Here is a 19,569-nt window from a genome sequence, read left to right as displayed (position 1 = left end):
AGTCACCTCATCACCACCTCTACGACCTTTGCTTTCGCGCTTTGCCGTGTCAGTGGGTGCGCATTATAGGGACATCAGAAAACTGCGCAAGCATAAAATCGCAAATAACTACACAACAGCACAAGATTTAAACGAATCAACATTTTGGATACCAATATCCCACCGCAGCCACACAACCTTGCTACGCCATCACCTCAAATACTACAGCAGCGAAACATCATTATAGTCACTTATCCCTAGATTCGCTGTTAACTTGAGTCGTTTGTGGCTCATCATCTAACTCGGTATCGCCGATTACGTCAGATACCTTCAATTTATCGACGTGTCTAAAGGTCATCACCGGTCCTGAGCAGGCATAGATATAGAATAAGCAACAAAGGATAAGTGCGGGGTCAACCGATACCACCACAAATACCGCGACTACAATCAACATAACGATGAAGTTAACTCGACCGCGCCAGTCAATCTCTTTGAAAGAGGCATAGCGGAAGTTGCTCACCATCAATAAGCCTGTGACGGCAGTGATCAGTGCAAATAACCACGACACATCTTTACCTGCAATTCCATAGTCTTGGCCAACCCAGACACTGCCCGCCACTATCGCGGCAGCCGCTGGACTTGCTAGCCCTTGAAAATAACGTTTGTCGGCAATACCAATCTGAGTGTTAAAGCGAGCAAGACGCAATGCGGCGCCAGCACAATAGATAAAGGCAGCGAGCCAACCTATCTTGCCGATATCATGTAGCCCCCAGTTATAGGCAATCAACGCTGGCGCCATCCCGAACGACACCATGTCGGCCATAGAATCGTATTCAGCACCAAAGGCACTTTGAGTATTGGTTAGGCGAGCCATACGCCCATCAAGGCCATCGAATATCATGGCAACAAAGATGGCAATGGCTGCGGCTTCAAACCGCCCATTCATTGAGGCGATAACCGCGTAGAAACCAGAGAACAGCCCAGCGGTGGTGAGTAGATTAGGTAAAAGGTAGATCCCTTTGCTTTTAACTGTTGGTAAAGAAGAATTTTGCATACACTTATCCATTACATGTTATAACGATGCACTGGTCAAAGATAACACAGTCCATCTTTCGCTGGGCACAATTACGAGACGGAATTGAACATGTTGAAGAACAGCCTGTTGTTACTCATGCTCACAGCAATGTCACTGCCATTGGTTAATGCCGCCACTATATATAAGTGGGTCGACAAAAATGGTGTGACCCATTTTAGCCAAGACCCGCCTCCAACTGAAAATCAGACCACAGAACAATTGGACAGTGCCAAATTAGAACCGCAAAAATTAGGTTCGGTCGCCCCTAGCGTGCCGGAAGCACCGCAGCCAACGGCAGCGAATCCTAGTGTGGAGGACATCAGCGCCCGTAACGCCGAACAAGCCAAGTCCATTTGCGAGCAAGCAAAGTTCCAACTTGATGTGCTCAATACTCATAGGCGCTTACAACGCCAAGATGAAACCACTGGCGAAATCATCGAAATGTCAGAAGAGGAACGCCAGCAACAAATTGCCACTCAACAACAGCGTATCAAACTATTCTGTGGCAAAGCTTAATCGCCTTAAAAGTCAAAAAGGAGCGCCGAGCGCTCCTTTTTTGATTTTAATGACTACTGACGAAAGCTTAGTCCATTATCGTCCACATCAACATGGATAGCTTGCCCAGGTAGCAACTGACCTTGCAGTAATCGTTGCGCTAATGGGTTTTCTACCTCTTGCTGCAATGCACGTTTCAATGGACGCGCCCCATACACTGGATCAAAACCTGCTTTAGCAATATAGGCCAGAGCGGCATCGCTCATCTCCAGTTGATACTCTCTGTCTGCCAAACGTTGGCGCAGGATTTCAATCTGAATAGCGGCGATGTTTTTGATCTGCTCAGCTTCCAGCGGATGGAATACCACGGTTTCATCAATACGGTTCAAGAACTCTGGACGGAAGTGCATCTGCACCACATTCAGCACTTGTTGCTTCATTTCCGCATAAGATGCAGTAGCAAAGTTCTCTTGGATCACATCTGAACCTAAGTTCGACGTCATGATTACCACCGCGTTGCGGAAATCAACCGTACGCCCTTGCCCGTCAGTTAAGCGGCCATCATCCAACACCTGTAATAGAATGTTGAATACGTCTGGGTGCGCTTTTTCCACTTCATCGAGCAAAATCACTGAATATGGACGACGACGCACCGCTTCCGTTAGATAACCGCCCTCTTCATACCCTACATATCCTGGAGGTGCTCCTACCAAGCGGGATACCGAGTGTTTCTCCATAAATTCCGACATGTCGATACGCACCATAGCGCTTTCAGTGTCGAATAGGAACTTCGCCAGCGATTTACACAGTTCGGTTTTACCAACCCCAGTTGGGCCTAAGAATAGGAACGAACCAATTGGACGGTTAGGATCAGCCAACCCAGCACGACTACGACGAATCGCATTCGCTACCGCATCAACGGCTTCATTTTGGCCGATAACACGTTCATGCAGCGCATCTTCCATGTGCAGCAATTTTTCACGTTCACCTTCAAGCATTTTCGATACAGGAATACCGGTTGCTTTGGATAGCACTTCAGCAATCTCTACGTCGGTGACCTTGTTACGCAGTAATTGCATATCCTGCATTTCCGCTTGCGCCGCCAAGTCGAGTTGTTTTTCCAGCTCGGGAATGCGGCCATATTGCAGTTCAGACATCCGCGTGAGATCGCTCGCTCGGCGAGCCACTTCCAAATCCAAGCGGGCCTGTTCAAGTTCCGCTTTAATATGTTGGGTGCCTGCCAAGGCGGCTTTTTCGGTAAACCAAATTTCGTTAAGTTCAGCCGCTTTGCGTTCAACCTCATCTAACTCGGTACGCAGATGATCAAGGCGTTTACGGCTAGCTTCGTCATTTTCTTTAACTAGCGCTTGCTCTTCCAACTTCAGCTGGATAGCACGACGTTCTAGCTTATCCAATGGTTCGGGCTTGGAGTCGATTTGCAAACGGATACTCGATGCCGCTTCATCAATTAAGTCGATGGCCTTATCTGGCAACTTACGATCAGAGATGTAGCGATGCGACATAGTCGCTGCGGCTACAATTGCCGGATCAGTAATCTCAACGTGATGATGTAGCTCATAACGTTCTTTTAAACCACGCAGAATGGCGATGGTGTCTTCCACATTCGGTTCATCCACCAGCACTTTTTGGAAACGACGTTCCAAAGCGGCATCTTTTTCAATGTATTGGCGATATTCATCCAAGGTAGTGGCGCCGACGCAGTGCAACTCACCACGAGCCAATGCAGGTTTGAGCATGTTGCCCGCATCCATTGAGCCTTCTGATTTACCGGCGCCGACCATGGTATGCAGCTCGTCGATAAACAGAATGACTTGGCCTTCTTCTTGCGCCAACTCATTCAGTACCGCTTTTAAACGCTCTTCAAATTCACCACGGTATTTAGCACCAGCAACCAAGGAGCCCATGTCTAACGACAGCACGCGTTTGTTTTTAATGCCTTCTGGTACTTCGCCATTCACTATACGCTGTGCCAGCCCTTCCACAATAGCGGTTTTACCCACGCCGGGCTCACCAATCAACACGGGGTTGTTTTTGCTACGGCGTTGCAGCACTTGAATGGTACGACGGATTTCATCGTCACGGCCAATTACCGGATCAAGCTTGCCTTGCTCCGCCCGTTCAGTCAGATCAATGGTGTACTTTTTCAAGGCTTGGCGCTGATCTTCCGCATTGGGGTCATCCACCTTCTGACCACCACGGATCTGCTCGATGGTTTTTTCCATCAGCTCTTTGGTGGCACCTGCTTGTTTCAAGCATTTAGCTAAAATGTCGCCACCTTCCAACGCAGCCAATACAAAAAGCTCGCTGGAGATAAATTTATCATTACGTTTTTGCGCTAACTTGTCGCACAGGTTCAGCAAGCGGATCAACGCTTGTGACAGCTGTACATCGCCACCGGAGCCATCTACTTGTGGTAGGCGCTCTAGCTCTTGGGTCAGTAGTGAACGCAAGGTACTGACTTGGATCCCTGCTTGCGTGAGCAACGGGTGGATCGAGCCAGAATCTTGGTTTAACAAAGCCATCATCAAATGAACAGGTTCTATGAACTGATGATCGCGTCCTAGCGCCAGTGACTGTGCATCTGAGATAGCAATTTGGAATTTATTGGTCATACGATCGAGTCGCATATACCCTCCTAACAATCTCAAAAGAGAGGAATAACTTGGTTAGCTTAAATGTGGGGATAATCGGCACTAATTCAAGTTAGTTGGCGAAGAATTTTACCGAAAACGCTAACTTGGTCGCGTCAATAAGCCAACCGCGACTCAGTCACGCCAAATGAGTGAGGCCATTCGGCCTGTGGTAGATTCACGACGGTAGGAAAAGTACGCTGTTGCCAACGTAAAAGTGCAATGTTCTAGCGCGTAGATATGTTGCACACCAGCCGCTTGCAATCGCAGCTTAGCTAGAGCAACTAAGTTAGCTAAATATTTCGCGCCGCTAGTTCCCGCCACCGCGACAAAACAGTTTTGCGCCGCAGGCGCGTTGTTGATAAATGCATCGCGCACTTCGGCACCGACTTCAAAGGCGTTAGGCCCTATCGCTGGGCCAAGGTATGCGTATAACTCACTTCCCGCTGTAAATTTAGCAACACCCGCCTCTAACACGCCATGACATAAGCCACGCCAGCCAGCGTGCAGAGCCGCCAGTTGTTTGCCGCTCGCATCACACAACAATACTGGCAGACAATCGGCAGTCATGATAGCTAACACCTGCTTAGCTTGCTGCGTAAAACTGCCATCGGCGTGGCGCCGGGTATCCACATCAACATCAACTACATCAATGCCATGTACCTGCGTTAGCCACTGCGGCTCCGCCGGCAACGCCAATTGTTGTGCCAATAACTGCCGATTTTGCTGCACAGCAAAAGGTGAATCCCCTACGTGGTCGCCTAAATTCAGGCTGTCATAAGGCGCTTTACTGATGCCGCCATGGCGATCAGTAAAGGCGATATTTACCCCTTGAGGAATGCACCAGTCTGCGGGGATCAATACAACATATCCTCTGGGTGCTCTTCGGTGTCTTTGCGCAGCGCTTTAGTCAATTCCACCATGTCAGCTGGAATTGGTGCCGTCCAGCTCATCAATTCGAGATCGATTGGATGCACTAACGCCAAACGCACCGCGTGCAGCGCTTGGCGTTTAAAGCCTTTAAGCACTTCAATAAATTCCGCACTCGCCGCCTTTGGTGGTTTTGGTCGACCACCATACACTGGGTCTCCTACCAGCACATGGCCGATATGCGCCATATGCACACGGATCTGGTGCGTACGACCAGTTTCCAAGCGTAAACGCAGACGCGTATGAGCACGGAATTTTTCAGCCACACGATAATGCGTCACCGATGGACGACCAGCATGATGCACTGCCATCAGCGTACGTTTGGTTGGATGACGACCAATAGGTTCATCTACCGTACCGCCAGCCGTCATGGTGCCCATAACGATGGCTTCGTACTCACGGGTGATATCACGCGCTTGCAGTGCAGCAACGAGATGCGTTTGCGCTTCAACAGTTTTCGCCACCACCATCAAACCGGTAGTGTCTTTGTCGAGACGGTGTACAATCCCCGCGCGCGGCACATGTTCAATATTTGGACAATGGTGCAGCAAGGCGTTCATCAAAGTACCATCATGGTTACCGGCACCGGGGTGCACCACCAAGCCCGCTTGCTTATTGATCACCAAAATATGGTCATCTTCATAAACAATATCGAGGTCGATCGCTTGGGCTTCCGCCACGGTTTCTTCTTCAATCTGCGCATCAATTTCAATGATCTGCGCTTCAAACACCTTTTCTCGCGGACGTGTCACCACCTCGCCGTCGATGCGTACATTGCCCGCTAAAATCCACTCTTTTAAGCGGGTTCGGGAATAATCAGCAAACAATTCTGCAATGGCCTGATCTAATCTCTGGCCAGTTTGGGTTGCTGATATCTCGCTTTTTAGATTAATCTCTTGCGTCATAGGAACCGTCCCCAATTATTGGGGTCATAAAGAATTGTGTTAAATTGGTTAAACACGGAAAAGTGCCATTTTATCGTGAAACGGCAAATTTCTTAACTATAACTTTCAAAAAAGACATCAATAGAAGTATGCATATATTTGTCAAAGGCGCTGCCATCGCCTTTTTTTCATTGGCCATCACAGCCTGTAGCAGTAATCCTGATGACGGCTTTACTGGTAAAGAATCCGCAGACGTCTTATACAGTGATGCGCGTGCTGCTATGGATACCGGAAACTTTTCTAAAGCCGCTAGAACGCTAGAACAACTCGATTCTCGCTTTCCATTTGGTGCTTATAAAGATCAAGTGCAACTGGATCTGATCTACGCATACTACAAACAAAATAGCACTGCCGATGCGTTAGCAAATATCGACAAATTTTTGAAATTGAACCCTACTCACCCAGATATTGACTACGTAATTTACATGCGTGGCTTAGTCAATATGCAGGCTGACAGCTATTTTTTGCATGAGCTATTGAACATCGATCGCACCGACCGCGATCCACAAAACGCACAAGATGCCTTTAAAGACTTCAACCGCCTACTAAAAAGCTATCCGAACAGCAAATATGCGGCGGATGCCAGAATGCGCATGCAGTTTTTGAAAGACCGTTTAGCCAGTTATTCCGTCAGAGTGGCCGAATACTATATCAAGATTGATGCATGGAGTGCCGCTGCGGTACGTGGACAAACCATTGTAGAAACTTTCAGCGACACTCCTTATGTAGAGCGCGCGTTGGAAATCATGGTGCAAGCATATGACGAGCTGGGACAAAACACGCTAAAACAACACGCTTTAGAAGTGATGAAAACCAACTTCCCTAACAACGCATTGGTGGCACAACGCTAAGCGTATTCCAGCCGCAGTTGGTTGATTAAAGCCTCAGTTCGCTGAGGCTTTTTATTTCAGTGAAATAGACGTCTGAAACGGCGATATTTGCCAATAAAGTGAGCAGCTTTTTGGGCGTAAAACTCAGTAAAACCGCCGCTTTAGCCCTTTTCGGGCAAATCTTGTTCAAACTCGCGATGTTTTTAAATATTTCTTAGAAAAGAGTTGACTCAAAACCGCAAAAGCCTTTTAATGCACGCCGTCGCCCGAATAGCTCAGTTGGTAGAGCAGCGGATTGAAAATCCGCGTGTCCCTGGTTCGATTCCGGGTTCGGGCACCACTTTCAATTTGAAGGTGTCGGGAAACCGAAATATAGTTAAGTACAGTGCAGGTGTGGTGGAATTGGTAGACACGCCAGCTTCAGGTGCTGGTGCCCTCACGGGCGTGGAAGTTCAAGTCTTCTCACCTGTACCAACTATATAACGTGTGACCCTAAACTCTATTGTGCAGGTGTGGTGGAATTGGTAGACACGCCAGCTTCAGGTGCTGGTGCCCTTACGGGCGTGGAAGTTCAAGTCTTCTCACCTGTACCAATTCACAGTAGAGTTAGTTTTAAGTTTGCAGTGCAGGTGTGGTGGAATTGGTAGACACGCCAGCTTCAGGTGCTGGTGCCCTTACGGGCGTGGAAGTTCAAGTCTTCTCATCTGTACCAACTTAGAAACCTCGTATTGACGAGGTTTTTTTGTATCTAAAATCCACTAATAGCTTATCTTCAGCGCTCACACCATAACATCACATTTCCAAAACACTGCGCTTAACCAGCACAAGCCCCGCCTATACGAGGCTGCTGATAAATCATGACCAACTAAGTTCTGAACTGACTCACGGACTGATACAAACCGTTAGCCAGATGCCGTACTTGCTCAGACGCTTCCGCGTTATCATTGGCGGCCAGCGCCGAGGCCTCCGCAATATCGCGTATCGCCACCACATTGCGATTGATCTCCGCAGCTACCGTACTTTGCTCTTCAACCGCTGCAGCAATTTGGGTATTCATATCCATGATCTCGGTAATATCGACGGTGATATCCCCCAGTAGACTGCCCGCTTTAGCCGACTGTTCGGCACTCTCAGTGCCTTGATGTTGACTTTGGCGCATGGTCTTTACTATGGTGCCAGTACGGTTTTGTAGCGTTTGAATAATCCCTGCAATCTCTTCGGTAGATTCTTGTGTCCGCATGGCGAGATTACGCACTTCATCAGCCACTACGGCAAAGCCGCGTCCTAAATCCCCAGCCCGTGCTGCTTCAATCGCGGCATTCAGCGCCAGTAGATTGGTTTGCTCGGCAATGCCGCGGATCACCTCTAGCACGCTGCCAATGGTTTGGCTGTCTTGCTCCAATTCGCCCACAATGGTGGCTGAATTATTCAGCTGTGCCGCCAAAGCTTGGATCTGTTCGATACTCTGTTCCACGCCCCGCTGTCCGAGCAGTGCATTTTGATGGCTCAAAGATGCGCGGCTGGCGGCTTGCTCGGTATTACGAGCAATCTCATCCACAGTCGAACCCATTTCTGTAATCGCGGTAGCCACCATGTCTGTTTCTGTCAGTTGCTGCGTCACGCCAGAAGAGGTTTTTTGTGAGTTTTCCGATAGTTGATTACATGCATCTTTGATGGTTTCAACTGAGGTTAAAACCTGCTGGATGAGCTGCTGAAAACTGCTCACCATATTGTTGAAGTGGCGACTGATTTCGCCGAGTTCATCGTTACTGCTTACCTCACATCGCAACGCTAGATTTTTACTATGCTCAATTTGTGCAATGGCACTGGTAATGCTGTTTACTGGGCGCACAATACTGAGAATGGTAATGACTGTGCCCCACAACACCACCACAGTAATTAAGCCAAACAACACCAAACCCCATGTAAACGTGGCTTGCTGTTCATCCGCAATACGCGCTTCGGCTTGCTGCAACAGCTGTTCTGTCGACTGCTCGGTAGACGCGATTACCTGACGTAACACATCCATTTTGCCGGAGGTTTCATCTAACCCGAGTGCCGTTTCCGCCGCCACCAGTTTCAAAAAGGCACTTTTGTATGCCTGAATAAGCTGACTGATCTCAGCGGTGACGGATGCATCCAAATCGCTGTTGTTTAGCTGCGTCATAAACCGGTCAAAGTTACCGTTGAAGGTGTCGACATACTTCGCATCGCGCCGCAGCATAAAGTCTTTCTCATTACGACGCAGTTGCAACATCATCACCAGCAACGCGTCACTACGATGCTGGTCAAGAAGTGTTTCTACTTGGTGCACGGCATCACGCAGCTCACCATAAAGTCCTGTCTTAGGGGTAAGCCCGATTTGCTGCTGCAGCGCTGCCACATCGGTGAACTGGCGATAGTAGCGCTCTAACTCATTCTTCAGCGTATCAGCTTCTGTCGTTGGGAGTTGGTATCGTTGGAACAACGCCACCAACTGCTGCATTAGTGGGGTAATGGACTGGTATACTTCACGATGTTTATCGACATACTGCATGTCGCGTCGAGCAAAGAAATCCTTCTCATTCTTGCGTAACTGCAACACGTGATTATCCACTTGCTGCACCAATGCTGAACTGTGTGATAGTTCTGACTGCACCATGGCGGAATATTCTTTGAGAATAAACATTGCCACTAACGCACCAATTGACACCACAGCACTAAAGATCAATTTATGGCGGATTAACATTGCTAATGTCCTAACTTAAAAGAGCAAAACGTCTTACAAAACCATAGTCGAGCTACTGTTCTTTTGCGAATTCAAGCCACTGAATAGGGGAGCTTGATGTTATTCATATGGCAACCGCCAGCATGATGATGAAAAAAATATTGTGCCGTTCCAACCTTTTGCATGACTGTGTGTATCTAATTAGCAATTGTCATTCACCCTCACCTCACAGGGAAGCCAGTGAACTTAACAGCAACGGCCAACACCATTGATGAAGAAGCGCTGTGGATTAGCCAAGCGCGTAACGGAGATACTCAAGCATTTGAATGCTTATACCGCCGCCATCATCAACAGGTATATGCGTTATGTTTACGCCTAGCTGGGCAAGTGCCACTGGCCGAAGAGATGACACAAGATTGCTTTGTCAGAGCTTGGCAAAAGCTGGCGCAATTCCGTGGAGACAGCCAGTTTGCTACGTGGCTGCACAGTTTGTCGGTAAACCAAGCGCTCGCCACGCTGAAAAAGCACCGTAGCTTTTGGGCACGCTTTCTGCCAGAAGCCAGCACCGAGTCTGCGGGTCTCGCAGAGCCATCGACACCACAGCCAGATAGCATGCGATTAGATAAATATGTACTGCGCTTACCAGAGCGCGCACGCGTAGTGTTTGTGTTATTTGCCATTGAAGGATACAGCCACGATGAGATCGCACAACTGATGCAGATCACCAGTGGCACCAGCAAGGCCCAATACCACCGCGCCAAAGCCTTACTGCAGGAGATGTTGTCATGAGTAAGCCTTCATTAGAACAGTTACTAGAGCAAGTGCCCAATGCGATGGCTCCTGAGCGCGATTTATGGCCGCAAATCCAGCAACGGCTGTCGCCGCAGCGCAAAGTTTTACCGTTACGGCAGATGCTAGCGGCCAGTGTGCTTGTGATAGTGGGGGCACTGAGTTACGCATTGTGGCAACCACAGCAAACGCTGAACCCGGAACTGTTAACAATGCTGGCGGAATTACAGCAACAGCATCAACAACAATTGGTGCAACTGGAACAAAAAAGCCAGTGGGCACATTGGCAACCAGCCAGCCTCACCACGCCGATTAATCAAGGGGTAAATGAGTTACAGCAAGCCTCCAACAAGATTTATCAAGCATTGCAGCAAGATCCACAGAACCAACAGTTATGGCAGTTATGGCTTTGGAGCCAGAAACGTCAAATTGAATTACTCACGCAGGGACAGCAACTGCCTGTTACTGCCCATGAATCAACACAAGGAATCCGCATATGAAATGGCAATCTACATTAATCTTTGCCCTTGCTACTAGTGTCAGTACGCTCGCAGTTGCCGCCGATAAGGTAGACAAACAAGCGCCATTAGCCGCCGGTGAAAAAGTCGATCTGCAGGTGCAACGCGGCAACGTCACCATTCAAAGTTGGGACAAAGACGAAGTGTCCATTACCGGCACGTTGGATGAGAAAAGCCAAGGTTTGGTGTTTGAGCAACAAGGCGGCAAATTCGTTATTGAAGACAAACTGCCACGTCAATACTCAGGCAACAATAACGATGGCTCAGCATTAAAGATTATGTTGCCGAAAAAGATCAGCTTAAAACTCAATGGGGTTTCCACTGATTACCAACTGAGTGGCCTGGATGGCAACATTGATGGTAATAACGTTAGCGGTGAATTGAGTCTAAACCAACTCAGTGGCGACATTAGCTTGCGCACAGTTTCAGGCAATATCACTGCTACCGGTCTGAGTGGCAAGCTAGCATTAGAGACCGTATCGGGCGATATCAAAGATCAGCAAAGTAGTGGCACCGCCCGCTACAGCTTGGTCAGTGGTGATTTGAACGCCGACAGCCAAGCAACTGAAGTCTATACCGATATTGTCTCTGGCAAAATACAGCTACAGTTACAACGTGTGGAGCAACTCGAACTCAACGCCGTCAGTGGCGATACCAAAGTAACGCTCGACACTATCACCAAAAAAGCCGAGCTCAATAGTGTCAGTGGCGATATAAAACTTAGCTTTAGCCAACTGCCTGATGCCGAGTTTGACATCAACGGCGGCCCAAGCGGGGAAATTGAGAATAAACTTAGCAGCGATAAACCAGTTAAAGCGAAGTACACCCGCAGCGAAACCTTGTCGTTCCAAACTGGCGCAGCCACCGCTAATATCGCTATCAATACCATTAGCGGTGACATCGAACTCTTAAAGAAATAAGCGAATCACCACTTAACCGACGCTGGCAATCTCGGCGTCGGTTAAATACCGCCACTCACCTTCAGTAAGTTCCGCATCTAACTCAATCGCGCCAATGGCTTCACGGTGCAGACCAATGACTTTATTGCCCAACGCGGCAAACATCCGTTTCACTTGGTGATACTTACCTTCAGTGATGGTCAGTAACACTTCGGTCTCGCTGATACGCTGCAACTGCGCTGGACGCGTCAGTTCACTCTCACCACGCAGCTCCAAACCGTCTTGCAGTTGCTGCTCAGCATCGGCCACCAGCGGCTCGGCTAACCAAACCCGATAACGCTTACCACACTCACGCTTTGGCGAGGTCACTTTATGCGACCATTGCCCGTCATCGGTAATCAGCAGTAACCCAGTAGTGTCAGCATCTAACCGTCCGGCAAAGTGTAAGCGGTCTAACAACGGTTCATCCAATAACGTCAGTACGCTCGGATAGACTTCATCAACATTAGAACACAGTGTATCAACCGGTTTATGCATCATGATGTAGCGCGTACCAATCAAACTCAGTGGTTCGCCTTCTAGGCAGATTGTCATCGTGGGCGATACCTTCATGCTAGCATCCTTCACCACCTCACTCTCTACTGTCACTTCGCCTTGCTTTAATACCCGTTTAGCAAGGGCACGAGTCAAGCCTGTCGACTCGCAGATAAATTTGTCTAGCCTCAATTCCAACTCTCAATCACAGCAGTAAAGGCGCTATTATCCGCTAAAGCAGAGCATGGAACAAACTTGCTTACAACTCGTGACATATTTGCCGATGTTAATGACTTGAGAGCAAACGGTCTGCCACTTAACATGTTCAGTCTGCAATAACGCCACCGTTGGCCATTGCAATCCCGTCAACTAAGCACTTTGCCAGCTAACTTTGCGCAAAGCGAACAAGGACTCAATATGAAAAAGTTACTGATTGGCGGCCTTTGTGCCTCCATGATCGCAGGCCTGAGTGCCTGTAGCGACAAAGCCGAGGTCGCCAGTGCGGCTGCACCAGCTAGCCAAACAACACCCACTGCTACGGCGGTGAAACAAGCACTGAGCTCTGGCATCGACTTTAACAACTTTGATAAAAGCGTGCGTCCACAGGATGACTTTTATAGCTACGTTAACGGTGGTTGGCTGAAAAGTACTGAAATCCCTGCAGACCGTACCTCGGTAGGTGCGTTCTACGATCTGCGTGAAAATGCGAAAAACGATATCAAAGCGATCATCGAAGAAGTGGCAGCCAAGCAAGATCTGCCATCCGGCTCTGACGAGCAAAAAGTGGCTGATCTGTATCGCTCATACATGGATACCGCGACGTTAGACAAACTTGGTATCACTCCACTGGCACCAGCACTGGCAAAAATTGATGCCATCAACAACACCGATGACCTTGTAGCCTACTTTGGTGCTGAACAAGCGGTGGGTGGCGGTACCCCAATTGCCTTCTTCGTCGACATCGACTCAAAAGACTCAACCCGCTACGTTAGCCAGATTTGGCAATATGGTTTGAGCCTGCCTGAGCGCGACTACTACTTCAATGATGCTGAGCGCTTCGTTAACATCCGTACCGCCTTTGTTGAACACATGCGCAAAATGTTCAAACTGGCAGGATGGGAACAACCACGTAAAAGCGCTGAAGCGATCATGCAGCTAGAAACTGCTATTGCTAAAGCGCACTGGGATGTGGTTGCCAGCCGCGACAGCACCAAAACCTACAACAAATATGAAGTCAGCAACTTAAAAGAGTTGGCACCAGAAATTAACTGGAACCTGTATCTGAACGCACTGGGTGCAGGCAAAGCAACTGACATCATCATCAACCAACCTAGCTTTGTGACAGATCTCGGTAAACTGGTGAAAGATACCGACATCGCTACATGGAAAACCTACCTGCGTTGGCACCTACTGACCAACTACGCCAGCGATCTGGGTAGCGCTTTTGAAGACGAAAACTTTGACTTCTTCGCCCGCACCTTGAACGGCCAAGAAGAGCAGCAACCACGTTGGAAGCGTGGCGTGGATAAAGTCAGCGGTCTGCTTGGTGAAATCATCGGTAAAGTGTATGTGAAACGTCACTTCAGCCCTGAAGCTAAGTCACGCATGGAGCAACTGGTAGAAAACCTGCTTCAAGCATACGGCAATAGCGTTGATGGTCTGGACTGGATGACTCCAGCGACCAAAGAAGCAGCAAAAGCTAAACTGGCGAAGTTTAATCCGAAGATCGGTTATCCGAACAAGTGGGAAGACTACAGCAAGCTGACCATTAGTGCCGATGATCTGGTGGGTAACGAAATGCGCGCGGGTATGGTTGAGCATGAAAAATCACTGGCTAAATTAGGCGCACCAATTGACCGTGATGAATGGCACATGACGCCACAAACAGTCAATGCTTACTACAACCCAACCATGAACGAAATCGTCTTCCCAGCCGCAATTCTGCAACCACCATTCTTTAACATGGCGGCAGATGATGCAGTGAACTACGGCGGTATCGGCGCCGTTATCGGCCACGAAATGGGCCACGGCTTTGACGACCAAGGGGCGAAGTACGACGGTGACGGCAATATGCGTGACTGGTGGACGGAGTCTGATCTGAAAGCGTTCCAAGAAAAAACTAAAGCCTTGGTTGCACAGTACAACAACTTCTATGTATTCCCAGATCTGCACGTGAACGGCGAGCTGACCTTAGGTGAAAACATCGGTGACTTGTCAGGTGTGACTATTGCTTACAAAGCTTACAAAATGTCACTGCATGGCAAAGAAGCTCCGGTTATCGATGGTTTGACCGGCGACGAACGCTTCTTCTTAGGCTTCACGCAAATCTGGCGTGCCAAAATTAAAGAGCAAGCAATGCGCAACCGCGTAGCGACAGATCCACATTCACCAGCGCAGTTCCGCGCCATTGGCTCACTGGAAAATATGCCTGAATTCTATCAGACATATGATGTGAAACCGGGCGATGCTATGTATGTTGAACCCGAAAAACGCGTGAAAATCTGGTAATTCTCCGCACGTAAAAAAGGCGCCCTCGCGGCGCCTTTTTCATATCAATAGCAATGTCAGCAAGCTGCAACTAGATCAACACAATCCACGCTAGTAATGACAGTGACATACACACCACAATCATCCCGGCAATTTGGTCACGCGAGAAGTGCCAATCAAATGAGGTATCAGGCGCAAAGAACGAACTTTCGCTCTTGGTTTTCTTTGGTAATAAGCCCTCAAAGATGCTCTCATCCTTCACTGCTTCGCTGGCCAAGTCCATCTTAGCGCTGCTGTCGATACGCTGTTGCCAAAATGATTGACTTGGTTGCTGGTACGCGACGTGTTCACCACGGCAACTATTGTCCCAACATGCGCTGCTAGAAAATGTATTACGTTGCGGCAGAATATCCCCTTGGTTTGACTCATTAACAATGCTGTCTGTCATCCAGTCATCTTGCTGCGACAACATGCGATCGGTCGGCGTAAACATCGAAAGCTGCTGTACCGCATGAGCAACGTAATCAAAGGTCACATTCGCGATGCTTAAACCACGGTGTTCATGAGATCTGAACGGATGAAATTCTGGCAAGTTCAGCTCGGATGACCAACTTGGTGTCAACTTAACTGCGTCAACCTTGGTATCGCCATTGATGGGATGATGAGCTTGCATTGCGGCATCAAGCATACGCCCGTGTTCAGTCTTATCTTGGCTGACTTCCTGTTCGTTACAACCAAACATTAGAGTACCCACCAAAAGCACCGCGACATAACGGAAAACAGTGTACGACATAGCCACCTCTTGTTGCTGTTCTTTTTTGACTGGCTCGCTGCTCAACACGGGGGTTCTGCCGTGGAGCAAGCCAGAAAACTGACGTTAAACATGCATATACAACAATCAGGCCAACTTTTAAAAACAACAAAAATCTAGGGGCTGTTTATCTTTAGTATTTAATTTTTATTCAAATTAAACGCGTTATGAACGAGGCGAGACCTGCGACGCTTAGTCAACTAAGCAAGCTGGGCGCAACAAAGTTCAGGAGGCGTTTAAATGAACCCTTCGGGCAGCGACAGCGCGCAATTTATTCAGCGTTAGGCGCTGTTGGTGGAGAATAACTACACGGCACATCACCTGCCTTGCCTAAATCTGGCAGTATTGCTCCGGTCTAAGCGGCGGCAACGGCAATCTCCCGCCGCTCGAACATACTGTTGCCCTCCGCCAAATCACACTAAAATTCTGTTGAAAAAAGCATCTACAGCGCACAAGCCTTGTGCCTTTAGTTTTAGCCGTTATACTCTCGCTCCTTAACCGCCAATTGAGGCCAAAGCCATGCATGAAGTGATAGAACAGCTGCAAGAGCTGAGCGAAACCGTACCGGTGCCGTTAGAGCTACCGAGTTTTGAGCAGATTGTTGAAGCAGAAGAGCAGATCTTGCTGCCTATCCCCGCAGAAGTGAAAGAGTACTTGCTGTATGCCAGCGACGTCATTGTCGGTTCGATTGAGCCCGTCACTGTGGCCGATCCATACTCGCATACCTATCTGCCAGAGGTGACGGCTTACGCTTGGTCGATTGGTCTGCCACGCCATTTAATGCCTATCTGCCAGCTCGGCGATGATTTTTACTGCGTCAATGAAGAAGGCATCGTCTATTTTTGGCAAGACGGCTTTCTAGATGAAGACAACGCCTTTGAATCGTTCTGGCAGTGGGTCGAAGAAGTCTGGCTTCCAAGTTAATCACATAAGGTAAACACTATGGCGCACTACGCCCTGACACCATTTGAATTTCAATGTCTGCGCTTATCATTGAGCCTAAGCGAAGAGCAAGCCGCCGAATTGCTAAAATGCTCTGTGGCTGAGCTGCAACAATGGGAACTGGGCCAGTTGGCTATTCCTGAACTGGCAGAGAAGAAACTGCTCGAAGTTGATGACATCATCGAGATGCAAGTGCTCAACACTTGTGACTCTATCGAAGCCAAGTTTAAGAAAGAGCCAAAGCGCCGTTTAGCATTTGTGGTGTACCCAACTCAAGCACTCTACACGCAATATAACCCTGAGTTTTTGAGTTCACTGCCGCTGACTGAGCTATACAACACTGCGGCGTGGCGCATTAAGAAAGAATGCAAATTGGTGCTGGAAGTTGACATTGCGTTAGTACCGCTGAATGTTGACTCCTACAAAGCCTTCCGCGAACAAGCTGGCTTAGGTGAAAGCCGCGAAAGCCGTGCCAAATGGGCTGCAAGCCAACTGTAAGTTTTGCCGCGGCGCTTAGGCGCCGCCATTGAATAGAATACCGACATGACCAATAACGACATCCTGCGCCGTCTGCGCTACGCCCTTAATATTCATGACAGCCAAATGATCCGCATGTTTGCTCGTGTGCATCGCGAGATGGAACCGGAGTTATTACTGTCGATCATGAAAAAAGAAGACGAGCAAGACTATCGTCCATGTGACAGCCGCACGTTATGCCAATTTTTAGATGCGCTGATCATTGAAAAACGTGGCCTTAAACCTGGGACCGGGATCCCTCAACCCAGCAATGATCTGAATAACAACCTGATCCTTAAAAAGCTGCGTATCGCGCTGCAACTGAAAGAGGAAGATTTTATTGAGATGTTGACTTTGGCAGGCTTCCGCTTGAGCAAAACTGAACTGTCAGCTTTCTTCCGTAACCCAGAGCAGAAAAACTACCGTTATTGCGGTGATCAAGTGATGCGTAACTTATTAAAAGGTATGTCACTCAAGCTACGCGGAAAATCTTAACCATAGCGTCCAAGCGAGCCAACCTGACAAGTGACTATTATTCACACAAAATAAAGTCACTAAAGTAGTATAAGTGCTACAAGGGTCACATTTCGTGCTACTCTAATGCGTACCAGATCACGAAATCTAACCACTGAAAAATCTAACAAAGGTTCGCTATGGACGACAACAAACGCCCGCTCTATATGCCATTTGCGGGTCCAGCACTTTTAGAAGCACCGTTGATCAACAAAGGCAGCGCCTTTACCGAGGAAGAACGTACCTCGTTTAACCTCGAAGGATTGCTGCCTTACTATATTGAAACCATTGAGGAGCAGGCTTCTAGAGCCTACGACCAATTCCGCAGTTTCAATAATGACCTCGACAAGCATATCTACCTTCGCAATATTCAAGATACCAACGAAACCCTTTTCTACCGCCTAGTGCAAAACAACATTTCTGAGATGATGCCGATCATTTACACGCCAACTGTGGGGCTGGCGTGTGAACGATTCTCGAAAAACTGGCGCCGTAACCGTGGATTGTTTATCTCTTATCCGGCGAAGGAACGTATTGACGATATCCTCAACAACTCGACACGCCATAAAGTAAAAGTGATCGTCATTACCGATGGTGAGCGAATTTTGGGGCTCGGCGACCAAGGTATCGGCGGCATGGGGATACCTATCGGTAAACTGTCGCTGTACACCAGTTGTGGTGGCATCAGCCCAGCTTACACATTGCCAATTACTTTAGACGTGGGCACTGATAACCCGCATCTGCTGGAAGACCCAATGTACATGGGTTGGCGCCATAGCCGCATTGGCGGTGAAGAATACGCTGACTTTGTTGATTCAGTATTGGAAGCTATCCATCGCCGTTGGCCAGATGCCTTAATCCAATTTGAAGACTTTGCTCAGAAAAACGCGATGCCGTTACTGCAACGTTATAAGGACAAATACTGCTGCTTTAACGACGATATTCAAGGCACTGCTGCTGTTACCGTCGGCTCACTGCTGGCCGCCTGTAAAGCCGCGAACACCCAGCTTAGCGAGCAACGCATCGCCTTTCTCGGTGCGGGTAGCGCGGGTTGTGGTATCGCCGAAGCGATTATTGCGCAAATGGTATCTGAAGGCGTTAGTGACGAACAAGCGCGCCAACAAGTGTTCATGGTTGACCGTTGGGGCTTGTTGCAAGACAACATGCCTAACCTGCACAACTTCCAAAGTGTGTTGGCGCAAAAACGCGAACATATCGAACACTGGAGCAATTTCTGCGACAACATCTCGCTGTTAGATGTCGTCAATAACGCCAAACCGACCATTTTGATCGGCGTATCTGGTGCACCTGGACTGTTTACCGAAGAGATCATCAAAGCGATGCATCAACACTGTGAACGCCCAATTGTGTTCCCATTGTCGAACCCAACCAGCCGTGTTGAAGCAACGCCGAAGGATATTCTGTACTGGACCAGCGCTCAAGCATTGGTGGCTACCGGTAGTCCATTTGAACCGGTCACGGTCGATGGACAAACCTACGAGATAGCCCAATGTAACAACAGCTATATCTTCCCAGGTATCGGCTTAGGCGTATTAGCCACGGGGGCAAGTCGCGTGTCGGATGAGATGCTGATGGCGTCTAGCCGTGCCTTGGCAGAATGCTCGCCGCTGGCCCAAAACGGTGAAGGCTCACTGTTGCCACGCTTGGAAGATATCCATGCCGTGAGTAAACACATCGCTTTTGCCGTCGGTAAAGTGGCGATTGAGCAAGGTTATGCCCTGCCAACCACTGATGAACAGCTGCTACAAGCCATTGAAGATAACTTCTGGCGACCAGAGTATCGCCGTTACCGCCGTACGTCGTTCTAACCACGGTGAGTTATCGAAACAACAACGGATGCCAATGGCATCCGTTTCAGATTAATGACAAACCCCGGTTTTTTAGCCGGGGTTTGTTTTATTAGGCTTGTTATGGGAAACGCTCTTCTT

General features: G+C 48.6%; 18 protein-coding genes and 4 tRNA genes. 15 read left to right on the top strand and 7 right to left on the bottom strand.

Translation table 11 applies throughout. The features are described 5' to 3' along the window. A partial coding sequence (locus tag ACN0TT_RS19790) for a hypothetical protein (protein ID WP_417763845.1) occupies positions 1–226 on the top strand: 226 nt, incomplete at its 5' end. Here ACN0TT_RS19790 and pssA read toward each other — a convergent pair. After that, a complete protein-coding gene (pssA, locus tag ACN0TT_RS19785) occupies positions 227–1,033 on the bottom strand; it encodes a CDP-diacylglycerol--serine O-phosphatidyltransferase (protein WP_417763844.1) in 807 nt (268 codons plus the stop codon). It lies immediately after the preceding gene. A gap of 90 nt (positions 1,034–1,123) precedes the next feature. On the opposite strand from pssA, the gene ACN0TT_RS19780 reads away from it, so the two are divergent. Further along, positions 1,124–1,570, top strand: a complete 447-nt coding sequence (locus tag ACN0TT_RS19780) for a DUF4124 domain-containing protein (protein WP_417763843.1) — start codon at positions 1,124–1,126, stop codon at positions 1,568–1,570. A 53-nt stretch (positions 1,571–1,623) separates the two neighbouring features. Here ACN0TT_RS19780 and clpB read toward each other — a convergent pair whose 3' ends face one another. From clpB to rluD, 3 genes are all read right to left on the bottom strand, one after another. Then, positions 1,624–4,197 (bottom strand): ATP-dependent chaperone ClpB, encoded by a 2,574-nt coding sequence (clpB, locus tag ACN0TT_RS19775; RefSeq protein ID WP_417763842.1) that lies wholly within the window; start codon positions 4,195–4,197, stop codon positions 1,624–1,626. A 138-nt stretch (positions 4,198–4,335) separates the two neighbouring features. Then, positions 4,336–5,061, bottom strand: a complete 726-nt coding sequence (gene pgeF, locus ACN0TT_RS19770) for a peptidoglycan editing factor PgeF (RefSeq protein ID WP_417763841.1) — start codon at positions 5,059–5,061, stop codon at positions 4,336–4,338. Beyond that, the gene (gene rluD / locus ACN0TT_RS19765; RefSeq protein WP_417763840.1) at positions 5,058–6,035 is read right to left on the bottom strand and encodes a 23S rRNA pseudouridine(1911/1915/1917) synthase RluD; all 978 of its coding nucleotides are present in this window, start codon (positions 6,033–6,035) and stop codon (positions 5,058–5,060) included. Before rluD ends, pgeF begins: the two co-directional genes overlap by 4 nt. Before the next feature lie 128 nt (positions 6,036–6,163). Between rluD and ACN0TT_RS19760 the strand changes: the two genes are divergently transcribed. From ACN0TT_RS19760 to ACN0TT_RS19740, 5 genes are all read left to right on the top strand, one after another. Continuing rightward, positions 6,164–6,925, top strand: coding sequence for an outer membrane protein assembly factor BamD (locus tag ACN0TT_RS19760; protein ID WP_417763839.1), 762 nt, complete (start codon positions 6,164–6,166; stop codon positions 6,923–6,925). Between the two features lie 243 nt (positions 6,926–7,168). Next, positions 7,169–7,244 (top strand) — tRNA-Phe (locus tag ACN0TT_RS19755). 47 nt (positions 7,245–7,291) lie between these two features. Further along, a tRNA-Leu gene (locus tag ACN0TT_RS19750) sits at positions 7,292–7,378 on the top strand. Positions 7,379–7,410: 32 nt separating this feature from the next. Next, a tRNA-Leu gene (locus ACN0TT_RS19745) sits at positions 7,411–7,497 on the top strand. A 32-nt stretch (positions 7,498–7,529) separates the two neighbouring features. Continuing rightward, positions 7,530–7,616: transfer RNA gene (locus tag ACN0TT_RS19740), tRNA-Leu, on the top strand. 153 nt (positions 7,617–7,769) lie between these two features. Here ACN0TT_RS19740 and ACN0TT_RS19735 read toward each other — a convergent pair. After that, positions 7,770–9,632 (bottom strand): methyl-accepting chemotaxis protein, encoded by a 1,863-nt coding sequence (locus tag ACN0TT_RS19735; protein WP_417763838.1) that lies wholly within the window; start codon positions 9,630–9,632, stop codon positions 7,770–7,772. Positions 9,633–9,851: 219 nt separating this feature from the next. On the opposite strand from ACN0TT_RS19735, the gene ACN0TT_RS19730 reads away from it, so the two are divergent. Genes ACN0TT_RS19730 through ACN0TT_RS19720 form a run of 3 tightly spaced genes read left to right on the top strand, consistent with a single transcriptional unit; the run spans position 9,852 to position 11,838 of the window. Beyond that, a complete protein-coding gene (locus tag ACN0TT_RS19730) occupies positions 9,852–10,400 on the top strand; it encodes an RNA polymerase sigma factor (protein WP_417763837.1) in 549 nt (182 codons plus the stop codon). Then, on the top strand, positions 10,397–10,900 hold the full coding sequence (locus ACN0TT_RS19725; protein ID WP_417763836.1) for a hypothetical protein: 504 nt from the start codon (positions 10,397–10,399) through the stop codon (positions 10,898–10,900). The genes ACN0TT_RS19730 and ACN0TT_RS19725 overlap by 4 nt, the downstream gene beginning before the upstream one ends. Beyond that, positions 10,897–11,838: a DUF4097 family beta strand repeat-containing protein gene (locus tag ACN0TT_RS19720; RefSeq protein ID WP_417763835.1), complete on the top strand. Its 942-nt coding sequence runs from the start codon at positions 10,897–10,899 to the stop codon at positions 11,836–11,838. Before ACN0TT_RS19725 ends, ACN0TT_RS19720 begins: the two co-directional genes overlap by 4 nt. A 12-nt stretch (positions 11,839–11,850) precedes the next feature. Here the strand turns inward: ACN0TT_RS19720 and rsuA are convergent, their stop codons facing one another. Next, the gene (gene rsuA / locus ACN0TT_RS19715) at positions 11,851–12,543 is read right to left on the bottom strand and encodes a 16S rRNA pseudouridine(516) synthase RsuA (RefSeq protein WP_417763834.1); all 693 of its coding nucleotides are present in this window, start codon (positions 12,541–12,543) and stop codon (positions 11,851–11,853) included. A gap of 225 nt (positions 12,544–12,768) precedes the next feature. On the opposite strand from rsuA, the gene ACN0TT_RS19710 reads away from it, so the two are divergent. Beyond that, positions 12,769–14,859 (top strand): M13 family metallopeptidase, encoded by a 2,091-nt coding sequence (locus ACN0TT_RS19710; RefSeq protein WP_417763833.1) that lies wholly within the window; start codon positions 12,769–12,771, stop codon positions 14,857–14,859. Between the two features lie 70 nt (positions 14,860–14,929). Here the strand turns inward: ACN0TT_RS19710 and ACN0TT_RS19705 are convergent, their stop codons facing one another. Continuing rightward, entirely contained in the window at positions 14,930–15,631 is a 702-nt protein-coding gene (locus ACN0TT_RS19705; RefSeq protein ID WP_417763832.1) for a hypothetical protein, read from the bottom strand. A 537-nt stretch (positions 15,632–16,168) separates the two neighbouring features. On the opposite strand from ACN0TT_RS19705, the gene ACN0TT_RS19700 reads away from it, so the two are divergent. The 4 genes from ACN0TT_RS19700 to ACN0TT_RS19685 all read left to right on the top strand — a co-directional run bounded on the left by ACN0TT_RS19700 (position 16,169) and on the right by ACN0TT_RS19685 (position 19,449). Continuing rightward, positions 16,169–16,573: an SMI1/KNR4 family protein gene (locus ACN0TT_RS19700; protein ID WP_417763831.1), complete on the top strand. Its 405-nt coding sequence runs from the start codon at positions 16,169–16,171 to the stop codon at positions 16,571–16,573. Positions 16,574–16,591: 18 nt separating this feature from the next. Next, positions 16,592–17,089, top strand: coding sequence for a DUF4447 family protein (locus tag ACN0TT_RS19695; RefSeq protein ID WP_417763830.1), 498 nt, complete (start codon positions 16,592–16,594; stop codon positions 17,087–17,089). Between the two features lie 45 nt (positions 17,090–17,134). Then, positions 17,135–17,602 carry a DUF1456 family protein gene (locus tag ACN0TT_RS19690; RefSeq protein WP_417763829.1) on the top strand — a complete coding sequence of 156 codons (468 nt, stop codon included), beginning with the start codon at positions 17,135–17,137 and terminating at the stop codon, positions 17,600–17,602. 158 nt (positions 17,603–17,760) lie between these two features. Next, the gene (locus ACN0TT_RS19685; RefSeq protein WP_417763828.1) at positions 17,761–19,449 is read left to right on the top strand and encodes an NAD-dependent malic enzyme; all 1,689 of its coding nucleotides are present in this window, start codon (positions 17,761–17,763) and stop codon (positions 19,447–19,449) included. Positions 19,450–19,569 lie beyond the last annotated feature (120 nt).

It is taken from the genome of Shewanella sp., from assembly GCF_048265805.1.
Lineage (GTDB): Bacteria > Pseudomonadota > Gammaproteobacteria > Enterobacterales > Shewanellaceae > Shewanella.
The sequence above is the reverse complement of the archived record's forward strand: the minus strand, read 5'-3'. Positions and strand labels throughout refer to the sequence as shown.

Excerpts from the sequence above, each read along its gene's own strand:
- ACN0TT_RS19710 (WP_417763833.1), top strand. The coding sequence starts at position 12,769 with ATGAAAAAGTTACTGATTGGCGGCCTTTGTGCCTCCATGATCGCAGGC.
- ACN0TT_RS19720 (WP_417763835.1), top strand. The coding sequence starts at position 10,897 with ATGAAATGGCAATCTACATTAATCTTTGCCCTTGCTACTAGTGTCAGT.
- ACN0TT_RS19780 (WP_417763843.1), top strand. The coding sequence starts at position 1,124 with ATGTTGAAGAACAGCCTGTTGTTACTCATGCTCACAGCAATGTCACTG.
- ACN0TT_RS19735 (WP_417763838.1), bottom strand. The coding sequence starts at position 9,632 with ATGTTAATCCGCCATAAATTGATCTTTAGTGCTGTGGTGTCAATTGGT.
- ACN0TT_RS19700 (WP_417763831.1), top strand. The coding sequence starts at position 16,169 with ATGCATGAAGTGATAGAACAGCTGCAAGAGCTGAGCGAAACCGTACCG.
- clpB (WP_417763842.1), bottom strand. The coding sequence starts at position 4,197 with ATGCGACTCGATCGTATGACCAATAAATTCCAAATTGCTATCTCAGAT.
- ACN0TT_RS19695 (WP_417763830.1), top strand. The coding sequence starts at position 16,592 with ATGGCGCACTACGCCCTGACACCATTTGAATTTCAATGTCTGCGCTTA.
- pssA (WP_417763844.1), bottom strand. The coding sequence starts at position 1,033 with ATGCAAAATTCTTCTTTACCAACAGTTAAAAGCAAAGGGATCTACCTT.
- ACN0TT_RS19760 (WP_417763839.1), top strand. The coding sequence starts at position 6,164 with ATGCATATATTTGTCAAAGGCGCTGCCATCGCCTTTTTTTCATTGGCC.
- ACN0TT_RS19725 (WP_417763836.1), top strand. The coding sequence starts at position 10,397 with ATGAGTAAGCCTTCATTAGAACAGTTACTAGAGCAAGTGCCCAATGCG.
- rluD (WP_417763840.1), bottom strand. The coding sequence starts at position 6,035 with ATGACGCAAGAGATTAATCTAAAAAGCGAGATATCAGCAACCCAAACT.
- ACN0TT_RS19705 (WP_417763832.1), bottom strand. The coding sequence starts at position 15,631 with ATGTCGTACACTGTTTTCCGTTATGTCGCGGTGCTTTTGGTGGGTACT.
- ACN0TT_RS19685 (WP_417763828.1), top strand. The coding sequence starts at position 17,761 with ATGGACGACAACAAACGCCCGCTCTATATGCCATTTGCGGGTCCAGCA.
- ACN0TT_RS19690 (WP_417763829.1), top strand. The coding sequence starts at position 17,135 with ATGACCAATAACGACATCCTGCGCCGTCTGCGCTACGCCCTTAATATT.